The organism is Actinoallomurus bryophytorum, assembly GCF_006716425.1.
GTDB classification, from domain to species: domain Bacteria; phylum Actinomycetota; class Actinomycetes; order Streptosporangiales; family Streptosporangiaceae; genus Actinoallomurus; species Actinoallomurus bryophytorum.
The window spans coordinates 2,426,553-2,437,653 of sequence record NZ_VFOZ01000001.1 but is presented as its reverse complement, the minus strand read 5'-3'; the positions used below and the strand labels follow the sequence as shown (position 1 = coordinate 2,437,653).

At 71.0% G+C, this 11,101-nt stretch carries 12 protein-coding genes; 6 read left to right on the top strand and 6 right to left on the bottom strand.

Annotation, left to right across the window (positions count from 1 at the left end):
* Positions 1 to 11 precede the first annotated feature (11 nt).
* The gene (map, locus tag FB559_RS11445) at positions 12 to 788 is read right to left on the bottom strand and encodes a type I methionyl aminopeptidase (RefSeq protein WP_141955593.1); all 777 of its coding nucleotides are present in this window, start codon (positions 786 to 788) and stop codon (positions 12 to 14) included.
* A gap of 66 nt (positions 789 to 854) precedes the next feature.
* On the opposite strand from map, the gene FB559_RS11440 reads away from it, so the two are divergent.
* Positions 855 to 1,151 carry a helix-turn-helix domain-containing protein gene (locus FB559_RS11440; RefSeq protein ID WP_141955592.1) on the top strand — a complete coding sequence of 99 codons (297 nt, stop codon included), beginning with the start codon at positions 855 to 857 and terminating at the stop codon, positions 1,149 to 1,151.
* Positions 1,152 to 1,172: 21 nt separating this feature from the next.
* On the opposite strand, the gene FB559_RS11435 is transcribed toward FB559_RS11440, so the two are convergent.
* Positions 1,173 to 2,357 (bottom strand): thiolase family protein, encoded by a 1,185-nt coding sequence (locus FB559_RS11435; RefSeq protein ID WP_141955591.1) that lies wholly within the window; start codon positions 2,355 to 2,357, stop codon positions 1,173 to 1,175.
* Positions 2,358 to 2,451: 94 nt separating this feature from the next.
* On the opposite strand from FB559_RS11435, the gene FB559_RS11430 reads away from it, so the two are divergent.
* Positions 2,452 to 2,907: a winged helix-turn-helix transcriptional regulator gene (locus FB559_RS11430; protein ID WP_141955590.1), complete on the top strand. Its 456-nt coding sequence runs from the start codon at positions 2,452 to 2,454 to the stop codon at positions 2,905 to 2,907.
* A gap of 10 nt (positions 2,908 to 2,917) precedes the next feature.
* On the opposite strand, the gene FB559_RS11425 is transcribed toward FB559_RS11430, so the two are convergent.
* Positions 2,918 to 3,403, bottom strand: coding sequence for a MarR family winged helix-turn-helix transcriptional regulator (locus FB559_RS11425; RefSeq protein WP_141955589.1), 486 nt, complete (start codon positions 3,401 to 3,403; stop codon positions 2,918 to 2,920).
* Positions 3,404 to 3,525: 122 nt separating this feature from the next.
* Between FB559_RS11425 and FB559_RS11420 the strand changes: the two genes are divergently transcribed.
* Entirely contained in the window at positions 3,526 to 4,092 is a 567-nt protein-coding gene (locus FB559_RS11420; protein WP_141955588.1) for an NADPH-dependent FMN reductase, read from the top strand.
* 32 nt (positions 4,093 to 4,124) lie between these two features.
* Here the strand turns inward: FB559_RS11420 and FB559_RS11415 are convergent, their stop codons facing one another.
* Positions 4,125 to 4,949, bottom strand: coding sequence for an SAM-dependent methyltransferase (locus FB559_RS11415; RefSeq protein WP_141955587.1), 825 nt, complete (start codon positions 4,947 to 4,949; stop codon positions 4,125 to 4,127).
* A gap of 188 nt (positions 4,950 to 5,137) precedes the next feature.
* Here FB559_RS11415 and FB559_RS11410 point away from each other — a divergent pair, with 188 nt between their 5' ends.
* From FB559_RS11410 to FB559_RS11400, 3 genes are read left to right on the top strand one after another with little or no spacing between them, the layout of a single operon-like run.
* Positions 5,138 to 6,928, top strand: coding sequence for a serine/threonine-protein kinase (locus FB559_RS11410; protein ID WP_141955586.1), 1,791 nt, complete (start codon positions 5,138 to 5,140; stop codon positions 6,926 to 6,928).
* Between the two features lie 54 nt (positions 6,929 to 6,982).
* The gene (locus tag FB559_RS11405; RefSeq protein WP_221639976.1) at positions 6,983 to 7,807 is read left to right on the top strand and encodes a hypothetical protein; all 825 of its coding nucleotides are present in this window, start codon (positions 6,983 to 6,985) and stop codon (positions 7,805 to 7,807) included.
* Positions 7,808 to 7,865: 58 nt separating this feature from the next.
* Positions 7,866 to 8,621: a nucleoside phosphorylase gene (locus tag FB559_RS11400; RefSeq protein ID WP_221639974.1), complete on the top strand. Its 756-nt coding sequence runs from the start codon at positions 7,866 to 7,868 to the stop codon at positions 8,619 to 8,621.
* 303 nt (positions 8,622 to 8,924) lie between these two features.
* Here FB559_RS11400 and FB559_RS11395 read toward each other — a convergent pair whose 3' ends face one another.
* Together FB559_RS11395 and FB559_RS11390 are read right to left on the bottom strand one after the other, a co-directional pair.
* Positions 8,925 to 10,097 (bottom strand): glutathione-independent formaldehyde dehydrogenase, encoded by a 1,173-nt coding sequence (locus FB559_RS11395; RefSeq protein ID WP_141955585.1) that lies wholly within the window; start codon positions 10,095 to 10,097, stop codon positions 8,925 to 8,927.
* A gap of 204 nt (positions 10,098 to 10,301) precedes the next feature.
* Positions 10,302 to 11,099 (bottom strand): DUF4097 family beta strand repeat-containing protein, encoded by a 798-nt coding sequence (locus FB559_RS11390; RefSeq protein WP_141955584.1) that lies wholly within the window; start codon positions 11,097 to 11,099, stop codon positions 10,302 to 10,304.
* Between the last annotated feature and the right edge of the window lie 2 nt (positions 11,100 to 11,101).

The following is an 11,101-nucleotide window of genomic DNA, read 5'->3' as shown; positions in this document are numbered from 1 at the left end:
CCCCGGCCGCCTCACGGACGCTGTTCCGGCAAGGTGAGAACCTCGGCTCCGTCGCTGGTGATGGCGATCGTGTGTTCACTGTGTGCGGTCCGGCAGCCCGTCGCGCTCCGGAGTGTCCAGCCATCGGTGTCCGTGACGAGCTCGGCGGTGTCCGCCATGATCCACGGCTCCAGTGCCAGCAGAAGCCCGGGGCGCAGCCTGTATCCACGACCGGGGCGCCCCATGTTCGGGACGTGCGGGTCCTGGTGCATCGTCGAGCCGATGCCGTGACCGCCGAACTCGGTGCTGATCCGATATCCGGCTTCGCCGAGGACCGTGCCGATGGCGTGGGAGATGTCTCCGATGCGAGCTCCGGGGCGAGCCGCGGCGATCCCCGCGCTCAGCGCGCGCTCGGTCGCGCTGATCATGGCAACGCTCTCCGGGGACTTCTCGCCCACGATGAAGCTGATGGCGGAGTCCGCGACGACTCCGCCTTTGGCGACGGCGAGGTCGAGCGTCAGCAGGTCGCCGTCGGTAAGCGCATAGTCGTAGGGCCGCCCGTGGAGCACGGCGTCGTTGACCGACGTGCAGATGTAGTGACCGAACGGCCCGCGTCCGAAGGACGGCTCGTAGTCGACGTAGCAGGACTGCGCTCCGGCCTCTGCGATCATGGTCTGGGTCCACCGGTCGATGTCCCGGAGGTTCGTGCCCACCTCGCAGCGGCTCTTCAGCGTCCGCAGGATGCCGGCGACCAGGGCACCTGCCGCCCTGGCCCGTGGCAGTTCCGCCGGGTTCAAGATTTCGATCATCTGGCACCTTCTCCGTACAACCAATAACTATCCCGGTAATAGTATCCCGGTACTATAATCGGTGTCATGGTCAGACTGCCGCTCACTCCCGCAGAGGTCGAACGCGGGCAGCGCCTCGGCGCCCTCCTGCGACGTGCGCGGGGGCAGAGCTCGATGCTCAACACCGCGCTGGACGCCGGCGTCTCACCGGAGACTCTTCGGAAGATCGAGTCCGGTCGTGTGGCCACCCCTGCCTTCCCGACCATCGCTGCGATCGCCGACGTCCTCGGCCTTTCTCTCGATGCGCTGTGGGCGGAGGTCAACCGGCCGGACGGCGCGGCCGCGGGATCAGGTCGCGGCGAGGGTGAGCGGCTGGTCTCGTAGGTCTCGACGCCGGCCGCGTCCCTACGCCAGGCTCTCAAGGATGGTCGCGTTGGCGAGGCCGCCGGCCTCGCACATGGTCTGCAGCGCGTACCGTGCGCCGCGTCGGCGCATGGCGCCGACGAGTGTGGTCATCAGCCGGGTGCCGCTCGCGCCGAGTGGGTGGCCGAGGGCGATCGCGCCGCCGTTCACGTTCACCTTCTCCGCGCCGGCGCCGGTCTCCTGGAGCCACGCCAGGACCACGCTGGCGAAGGCCTCGTTGACCTCGAACAGGTCGATGTCCGCCAGGCGCAGCCCGGCCCTGCGCAGCACCTTCTCGGTGGCCGGGATGACTCCGGTCAGCATCAGGAGCGGATCCGAGCCGGTCACCGCGAAGCTGTGCAGGCGTGCGACGGGCCGCAGGCCGAGCCGTGCCGCGGTCTCGCTGGAGGTGATGAGGATCGCCGAGGCACCGTCGTTGATCGGGCTGCTGTTGCCCGCGGTCACCGACCACTCGATCTGGGGGAAACGCTCGGCGTAGGCGGGGTCGGCGAAGGCCGGGCGCAGGCTCGCGAGCACCTCGGGCGAAGTGCCCGGCCGTACGGACTCATCGCCCGTGACCAGGCCCGCGTCCGTCCTGACCGGGGCCAGCTCGGCGGCGAACAGGCCCTCGGCGTGCGCCGCGGCCGCGCGCTGGTGCGAGCGGCCGGCGAACTCGTCCATCTGCTCGCGGCTGATCGACCACTTGGCGGCGATCAGCTCGGCGCTGATGCCCTGGGGGACCAGGCCGCCGGGGAAACGTGCCGCGACGCCGGGGCCGAACGGATCGGTGCCCGCCGGCACGTTCGACCACATCGGAACACGGCTCATCGACTCGACCCCGCAGGCGACGACCACGTCGTACGCCCCGGAGATCACTCCCTGGGCGGCGAAGTGGACGGCCTGCTGGGAGGAGCCGCACTGCCGGTCGATCGTGGTCGCCGGCACGGAGTCGGGCAGGCCGGCCGACAGCCAGGCGTTGCGGGTGGTGTTCATGGCCTGCTCGCCGACCTGGTCCACGCAGCCGCCGATGACGTCGTCGACGAGCTCGGGATCGATGCCGCTGCGTCCGACCAGGCTGCGCAGGGTGTGGGCGAGCAGTTCGACCGGATGGACACTCGCGAGCGTGCCGGTGGGCCTGCCCTTGCCGATCGGCGTACGCACTGCCTCCACGATGACGGCGTCACGCATGCTGCTCATCTCCCCGCGTACAGAGTTTGGAAAACCAACCCACTGTAGGATCCGGTGGGTTGGAAAAGCAAACGCACACATCTACGGTGGAGTCATGACCACGCCGCGCCCCTGTTCGATCGCCGACACGCTCAGCGTGGTCGGAGAGAAGTACTCCCTGCTCGTCCTGCGCGAGGTCTTCTTCGGAGTCCGGCGCTTCAACGACATGGCCCGCAACATCGGCGCCCCCCGTGACGTCCTGACGGCACGCCTGAACCACCTGGTCGAGGCCGGTGTGCTGGAGAAGGCGCCGTACAGCACGCGTCCGCTCCGCTATGAGTACCGTCCGACGGAGGCCGGCCGGGAGCTGCGGGGCGTGCTGCTCACGCTTCTGCGCTGGGGCGACCGTTATCTCGCCGACCGGCCGCCACTGGTCTTCGAGCACAGCTGCGGCGCCGACTTCGAGGCGAAGGTCGTCTGCCGTGCCTGTGGGGGCGACGTGCCCTCCGACTCCATGACGCCGCGGTTCGAGGTCGAGGGCTGGGGCGCGGCCGGCCAGGTGAGCGGCTGAGGCGCCCGCGTTAGGGCGCGGTCGCGAAGCGCCGAAGTGCCGCGGCGAGCCTGACGAGGTCGATCTCGCCGAGGTGGTCCATGACGTGCCGCCGGACGCTGGCCAGATGGGTGGGGTAGGCCTCTTCGAGGCGGGCCAGCCCGAGGTCGGTGAGCACGGCGTTGGACCCGCGTGCGTCCTCGGCACACTGAACGCGTTCGACCAGGCGGTCGGCCTCCAGCCGGCCGACGATGCGGGTCATGCCGCTCAGCGAGACGTCGCACTCCGCCGCGAGCTCGCTCATCCGTAGGTGGCGGTCGGGCGCCTCGGAGAGGTGCATCAGCGCGGCGTACTCATTGAGCGTCAGCCGCTGCTCCCGCATCAGATCGGCGTCGATCGCGCGGGGCACGACGATGATCGCCCGCCCGATCGCCCGTGCGACCGCCTCCTCGTCGGGGCTCAGTGGCTTCTGCGGAGACGCCGTTTCCTGCGTGCTGCGCTCCTGGGCTGCGGGCATGTCCTCAGGGTACTTGTTTGACAAAGCAACGGACAAGCGTATTTGCTTCACACAGCAAGTACTTCACGCGGCAAGTAAACGTGCCGGGCCGTCCCGCATGGCCCGGGCGAGGAGAGATGACAATGACGACCAAGATCGGGATCATCATCGGCAGCACCCGGCCAGGGCGCGTCGGCGAGTCCGTGGCCCGCTGGGTGTACGACAACGCCGTACGGCGTGGCGACGCGGAGTACGAGCTGGTCGACCTGCTCGACTACAACCTCCCGCACCTCGACGAGGCGGTGCCCCCGTCGATGGGGCAGTACTCCCAGCCGCACACCCAGGCGTGGGCCGCCAAGATCGCCTCCTTCGACGGCTTCGTCTTCGTCACGCCGGAGTACAACCACTCCACGTCCGGCGCGCTGAAGAACGCCATCGACTTCCTGTACGCCGAGTGGAACAACAAGGCCTGCGGTTTCGTCAGCTACGGCTCGGTCGGCGGCGCTCGCGCCGTGGAGCACCTGCGGCTCATCGCCGGCGAGCTCCAGCTGGCCGACGTACGCGCCCAGGTGGCGCTCTCGCTGGCCACGGAGTTCGAGAACTACAGCGTCTTCAAGCCCGGCGACTACCAGCTGCCGGCCCTCGAGGCGACGCTGGACCAGGTCGTCGCGTGGAGCGAGGCGCTCAAGCCGCTGCGCACCGCCGCCTGACAGGCGAGGCGAACGTCAGGTCGCGGGCCGCCTTAGTCGCGACGAGCGATGCCCGCGACCTGCCAGCGCAGCTCCTGCGCGGAGTCGGGCGTGTGGTGCAGCGGCACCGCGGCCGACGCCGGCGGACGCCACTGCGGAAGGACCGTCACGCCCGGGTCGACCAGCTCGAACCCGTCGAAGAAGCCGGTGATCTCCGAACGGGACCGTGGGTACCACGGAGGCGCGCCCGAGGCGGTCAGGATCTTTCCGATGGCATGCGTACGCGGATCGTCCAGGATGTGGGAGATGGCCAGGTAGCTACCCGGCGCCATGGCCTCGTGCAGGCGGTGCAGAATGCCGGTGGGGTCGTCCTCGTCGGAGACGAAGTGCAGGATGGCGACGATCAGGATCGCCACGGGCCGGTCGAAGTCGATCAGGGCCCGCACCTTCGGATCGTTGAGGATCTCCTCCGGCCTCAGCAGGTCGCCGTGTGTGAACAAGGTGTTCTTGCCGGTGGCCAGCAGCGCCCGGCCGTGGACGACGGCGTGGGGATCGTGGTCCACGTACACGACCCTGCTGTCCGGGTCGACGGCCTGCGCGACCTCGTGAACGTTCTGCTGGGTCGGCAGGCCGGATCCGATGTCGAGAAACTGGCGGATTCCCATCTCCGCGGCCAGATGGTGCACCGCACGTGCGAGGAACGCGCGGTTGGCCGCGACCATCTCCCTCGACTCCGGCACCGCCGACATCATCTGGTCCGCCGCGGCCCGGTCGACGACGTAGTTGTCCTTGCCGCCGAGGTAGTAGTCGTACATGCGGGCGACGCTCGGTCTGCCGGTGTCGATCTGGGTGGCGAGCGGCCTGTCGTCATCTGCCATGGGGTGTCCGCCAAAAGCTGTGTGGTGCCGTCGCGTTGCAACGTTCCCATGTCGGGCTCCGCGGCTCCCGCGTTGTGCAGAGCTTGTTCTAGCAGACTCCGTACGCACCACGCGCGATGGTGTCACGCCGTAGTGTTCTGGTGACAATGCGAACACCACCGACAGATCCGTCAGCGGGGTGAGAGGGAGTGACGGTACGCACCGGTGCCTTGATCGCGGGTCGTTACCGGGTCGAACGCCAGATCGGCTCGGGGGGGATGGGCGCCGTATGGCTGGCCACAGACGAGGACCTTGACCGTCCGGTGGCGCTCAAGCGCGCTCATCCCGCGGCCGACGAACGCCGGCTGCGCCAGCTCTCCCGCGAGGCGCGCATCGCGGGTGGCATCGACCATCCACGGGTCGTGGCGCTGTACGACCTGGTCACCGACGATGCCGCTACCTGGCTGGTCATGGAGTACGTCCCCGCCCGCGATCTGGCCGACCTTATCGGCGCGGGCGGCGTCCTGCCCCCCGAAGACGTCGCCCGTATCGGACGCCAGCTCGCCGAGGCACTGGCCGCCGTGCACGCCCTGGGCATCGTCCACGGCGACGTGAAACCGGGGAACGTCCTGATCACCGAGGCCGGCGATGCCAAGCTCACCGACTTCGGCGTCGCGCGGGCCCTCTGGGGCGATGAGACCATCAGCGACAGTGGCCTGTTCCGCGGCACCCCGGCCTACGTCGCCCCGGAAGTGGCCCGCGGGGCGAAGCCGCTTCCGCCCGCCGACGTCTTCTCCCTCGGCGCGACCCTGTTCGCCGCGGCGGAGGGAGTCTCGCCGCTCGGCTCGGGCGACAACCCCCTGACCGTGGTCTGGCGTGCCGCCTCCGGGCACGTCGCCGCCCCCAGCTCCCCGGGGCCGCTCGGCGCCGCCCTGTCGGCGATGCTGGCCCTGGAGCCGGCCGACCGGCCCGACGCCGCCGAGGCCGAGCGCCTCCTCGGGCTCCGTGCCGTCCCCGAACCGGCGCCACCTCGCCGATTAGGACTCGTCGCGCTCGCGGCCGGTGCCGCGATGGTGCTGGCCGGCGCGTCGCTGGTATCCCGGTCGGCGGGTTCCGCGCCGGCGGGCGGGCCGGCCACGCCGGCGGCCACCCCGGTCTCGGCCATCGGCGACCCGCGTACGGCCGATCCGTGCGCCCTGATGGATCCTGCCGGATTCGAGCGGTTCGGGCAGGCGGAGCTGTCCACCGACTACGGCAACTTCAACCGCTGCGACGTCCTCATCCGGCGCGGCGATGACGACCTGGCGGACGTGAAGGTCGAACTCGCGAACGGCCCGGCGCCCGAGCCGGGCTCACAGGACCAGGTCGAGCGGCGGGGATCGATCGAGATCGTGGCCGAGCCGGCGAGCGGCGGCGAGTGCGATCGGACGCTGGTCCTGGCCGACGGGAACCTCGTGGAGGTCACGGCGCAGCGTACGGGCCACGGCACGGTGGACCTCTGCGCCGCCGCCACGCTCGCCACCGACCGTGCGGCGACGGTGCTCGGCCGCGGCCGGATCCCACGGCGTGCCCACGCGCTGCCGGCACGGTCGCTGGGCAACCTGGACGCCTGCGGGCTCCTCGACCCCGCCGCGCTCTCGCGGGTACGCGGCATCGACGGCGCGCATCCCGAGGCGGGGTTCGGCCGGTGGGACTGCCACTGGCACAGCGGCACCGGCGACACCACGATCCAGCTCCGCTTCGACCGCGACGGTCCGCTGACCGCGCCGGACGGCCATCCGAGGCGGCTCGGCGGCCACCCGGCGTACATCACGCCCGGTGGGGACGGGCGCGGCACCTGCCTGGTCCAGGTGGTCCACCGCTCCTACCGGGACACGAGCGGGAACACCACCGCCGAGCTCGTCTTCCTCGTGGTCTCCGGCGGAGAGGCCGGCGGGCGGCTGTGCGACAGCGCCGAGACCCTCGCGTCGGCCGCCGCGGCCAGGCTGCCGGCCGGCTGACGCGGACCGTACGCCGGGGACACCTGTCGGGACGAGCCTTCTCGGGAGGGCCAGGTGAGCGAGATCCGTCGGATGACGGCCGGCCGGATCCTGCCGGAGAGCCATGGCAGCCTGGCGCGCGGCGTCCCCTCGTCGGCGCCGGGGACGATCTTCACGCTGACCCTGGCCGGCGGCGTCGCGCTGGGCCCGGGGGAGGGCCGTACGGTCGTGTTCGGCCGTAACCGGCCCGAGGTGCATGTCTGCCTCGGCGAGGACGACCTGCGGGTGAGCCGCAGGCAGGGCGCGCTCGTGCACCTCGGGAAGAAGTGGTGGGTGCACAACCACGGACGGGTGCCGATCCGGCTGCCCGGCTCCCGCCTGCTGTTCGAGAACGAAGAGCCGGTGCCGCTGGAGGAGGGCTACACGCCGCTGTTCGTCCGCGGGTCCAACCACCGCGAGCATCTGCTCGAGATCTACGTGACCGGTGCCGACGGCCGGCGGCCCGCGCCGAGGCACCGCGACATCACGCAGCCGCCCAGGATCTGGACGCTCGACGAGGACGAACGCCTCGCGCTGATCGTCCTCGGCCAGCGCTACCTGCTGCACGAGCCACGGCCACAGCCGCTGCCCTGGCACGTGGCCGCCGCCCAGCTTGCCGAGCTGGCGCCCGAAGCGGGCTGGACCAGGAAACGGGTCGAGCACCTCGTCGTCGGCGTACGCAACCGCCTGTCCGCGGACGGCGTCGCCGGCCTGACCCGCGCCGAGATCGGCGAGCCGGTCGGCAACGCCCTCAACCACAACCTCCTACGGGAGCTGCTGCTCTCGACCACTCTGGTCCCGCCCGACCTGGCCGTGCTCGACCTGGCCGCGCTCGACGGCGACGAACGCCCCCAGGAGTGACGCGCCGCCCGGCCTGTCTAGCCTGGTGCGGTCCTTCATCCCCAGACAGGATCATGGTGTGGATCTTCCACTGACGGAGTTCGACCCGAACTTCACGGCTCTGATCACTCCGACTCCGCCGGCCCTGACCGAGCCGCTGCCGGAGCGGGTCGTGATGTGCTTCTTCCCCGAGGTGGTCGACGACCTGGTGGCCACCCACGCAGGGCGGCGGATCGGTGAGTTCTCCCGTGAGATCGGGGGCCACCGGATCTATCGGCTGGTCCACGACGGGATCCCGGTGGCCGTCTTCCACCCGGGCGTCGGTGCGCCGCTGGCCGTCCAGCACCTCGAACGGGCGATCGCCGCAGGCGGACGGTCCTTCGTCGCCTGCGGTGGCGCGGGGGCCATCCAGCCCGGACTCGCACTCGGCCATGTGGTCGTCCCGGACGCCGCCGTACGCGACGAGGGCACCTCCTACCACTACGCTCCGCCCGCGCGGGTCATCCGGGTGGACCCGTCCCTGGTGGACAGGGCGGTGGCGACCCTCGTCGCCCGCGGCGTCCCGTACACCATTGGCATGACCTGGACCACGGACGGCGTCTTCAGGGAGACCCCGGCACGGGTACGCGCCCGGCGGGACGAAGGCTGCGTGACCGTCGAGATGGAGACCGCGGCCTTCCTCGCCGTCGCCGCGTTCCGTGACGTGCGTTTCGTGCAGTACCTCTATGCCGGAGACGACCTCAGCGGTGAGGCCTGGGACCACCGCGGCTGGACCACGGCGGACGTACGCGCCGACCTGTTCCAGCTCGCCGTCGAGACCGCCGCGGTGATCTAGGCCGCAGGGCCTGTCTCGAAGTCCTCGGTTTGGGGCCGCTCGGTCTGGGCCCCGTCCGGTCTGGGCCCCGTCCGGTCTGGGCCCCGTCCGGGCTGGAGCTCACTCACCTGGAGCCCTCCCGTCTGGGCCCCGTCCGGGATGGAGCCCACCCACCTGGAGCCCACCCGCCCGGGGGTGCCATCCCACTCTCATTGTCCAGCCAGAACAGCGGCGGGCGGAAGTAGAGCGGGGTTCTGTGGATAACCCCGCCCAGGCACAGCCAAGGCGGCGCCACCCGGCAACAGCATGGCTATGAGCCAGACCTTAGGGGCGCAGGACCGCCTTGATGACGCCGTCGGCCCGCCGGTCGAACGATCGGTACAGCACCGGTGCGTCATCGAGTCCGCCGTGATGGCTGACGACCGTGCTCGGCCGGGCGCGGCCGGACAGGACGAGGTCGCGGAGCAGGACGGTGTACCGGCGGTCGTGCGTACGGCCGAAGCGGACCGAGACCCCCTTGGCGAAGAAGGTGGCCCAGGGCACCGTGAGACGCCCGTCGGCGTACCCCTGGGGAGCCGGATGCAGATCCTTCTCGGTGTGGACGCCGATGATCCCAATGTGGCCGGCCGGGTTCACCAGGCGGGCGAGGTCCGCGATGACCTGGGCGGGGTTCTCCTCCCCGGGCACCGAACGGTCACATGCCTGGAACCCGACCGCGTCGATTGCCGCCTCCACGCCGCCCATCGCCTCCTCGCCGATCGGCAGCCCGCCCTTCCTGCGCAGTTCGCGGATCCGCTCGACCGGGTCGCCCTGCCGGTAGTCGACCGGGACGGCGCCCAGCTCACCCGCCTTGTCCAGCCGGTCGGGCACCGCGTCCACGACGTAGACCTCGGCGGCGCCCTTCAGCAGCGAGCCGTACGCGGCCAGCAGGCCGATCGTCCCGGCGCCGAACACCGCGACGGTCGAACCCGCCCGGATCTCCGCCAGCTCGGTCGCGTGCCAGCCGGTCACGAACGCGTCGGCCAGCAGGACCAGATCGTCCTCGAGGTCGTCCCCGGGCTCACCGGGCACCGGGACGCAGTTGGCGTCGGCGTAGGGCACCCGCAGGAGTTCGGCCTGCGCGCCGCGGTACGCGCCCATGCCGGCGTAGCCGTACGCCGCCCCGAACCCTCCCGGGCGCACCCGCAGGCAGGCGGCCGAGAGCCCGCGCGCGCAGTTGACGCACACGCCGCAGTACAGGTGGGTCGGGATCACCACGCGGTCCCCGCGCTCGACCATCTCCACCGCGGAACCGGCCCGCTCGACCACGCCCAGCGGTTCGTGCCCGAAGACCAGGCCCGGCTCGGCCCCGGTCCGGCCGTCGTACATGTGCAGATCGGTCCCGCAGATCGCACTCGAGGTGACCCGCACGACGACGTCGGTGGGTTCTTCCAGCTCCGCGTCCGGCACGTCCTGGACCATGACCGAGCGGGTGCCGGTGAAGACGACGGCTCTCATCCCGGCTGCCCTGGCGAACTACCCATACGGGTAGATGTACCCACAGAACGGGCTTACGGCGCAGCGAGCCGCGCGGTAGCGGTGCTCGGGGCCGCTCGTCGTACGGGCGGCGGCCGCGCGATAAGTCTCGACGGCACCCCGCCGGTCGCCCGTCATCTCCAGAAGGTGGGCCCGTGCTTCATGGCCACCGCGACGCGTTCAGGGTCACGAAGGTGGCGGATAGCCGAGGGTGACCGCCCCGGACACGGCCGTCAGGGTTATGGCGCGGCTCGATCCGGCGTCGACGAGGGCCGGATCGACGTGGCGAGAGCCGCTCGCCGTCGTGCCATCGACCCGGTAACGGAAGCCTGGCGGAACACCGATCGACACGGTGCCGGAGGTGGTGGCAGCGGTGACCTGCTCAGGTGGGCCGGTGAATCCGAGCCGGATCTGTCCCGAGGTCACCTCGGCGTCGACCTTCGGCGCGGTGAGTGCCGTCCCGGCGACCGTGCCCGAGCGCGACCTGGCCCATATTCCGCCCGACACATCGGTCATCCGCACGATCCCCGTCGTCGTCCGCAGATGGAGACCGCCGGCGATGTTCCTTACGTCGATCCTCCCGGAGGTCACCGACGCGCGCACCGACACGTCGGCCGGCACCCGCAGGTCGAGGTCGGCTCCACATTCCAGACTGCTGTACAGCTCCGCCCGCCTGCACGTGACGTCGATCCGCAGGGTGTCGCCGTCCCACGTCTGCCGGACGTTCGGCCTGCTCAGCGCCCAGGTCAGCGTGCGGCGTACGCTCACCTGGCCCGACGGCCCCGCGCCGACCGTCACGGCACCGTCCGGAGAGTCGATCTCCAGCGCCCTGATCGGGTGGCGGTACGAGACGGTGTCGGTACGCGTCTGGCGGATGAGCCGTCCCCAGATCTGCACGCCGAGGGGCACGACGATCACGAACGCGGTCACCACGGCGACGGCGATCCAGATTCCCCGCCGCCGGGGTCGCTCAGGCCCGGTCATGC

Excerpts from the sequence above, each read along its gene's own strand:
- FB559_RS11420 (WP_141955588.1), top strand. The coding sequence starts at position 3,526 with ATGACGACCAAGATCGGGATCATCATCGGCAGCACCCGGCCAGGGCGC.
- FB559_RS11395 (WP_141955585.1), bottom strand. The coding sequence starts at position 10,097 with ATGAGAGCCGTCGTCTTCACCGGCACCCGCTCGGTCATGGTCCAGGAC.
- map (WP_141955593.1), bottom strand. The coding sequence starts at position 788 with ATGATCGAAATCTTGAACCCGGCGGAACTGCCACGGGCCAGGGCGGCA.
- FB559_RS11440 (WP_141955592.1), top strand. The coding sequence starts at position 855 with ATGGTCAGACTGCCGCTCACTCCCGCAGAGGTCGAACGCGGGCAGCGC.
- FB559_RS11430 (WP_141955590.1), top strand. The coding sequence starts at position 2,452 with ATGACCACGCCGCGCCCCTGTTCGATCGCCGACACGCTCAGCGTGGTC.
- FB559_RS11415 (WP_141955587.1), bottom strand. The coding sequence starts at position 4,949 with ATGGCAGATGACGACAGGCCGCTCGCCACCCAGATCGACACCGGCAGA.
- FB559_RS11435 (WP_141955591.1), bottom strand. The coding sequence starts at position 2,357 with ATGCGTGACGCCGTCATCGTGGAGGCAGTGCGTACGCCGATCGGCAAG.
- FB559_RS11390 (WP_141955584.1), bottom strand. The coding sequence starts at position 11,099 with ATGACCGGGCCTGAGCGACCCCGGCGGCGGGGAATCTGGATCGCCGTC.
- FB559_RS11425 (WP_141955589.1), bottom strand. The coding sequence starts at position 3,403 with ATGCCCGCAGCCCAGGAGCGCAGCACGCAGGAAACGGCGTCTCCGCAG.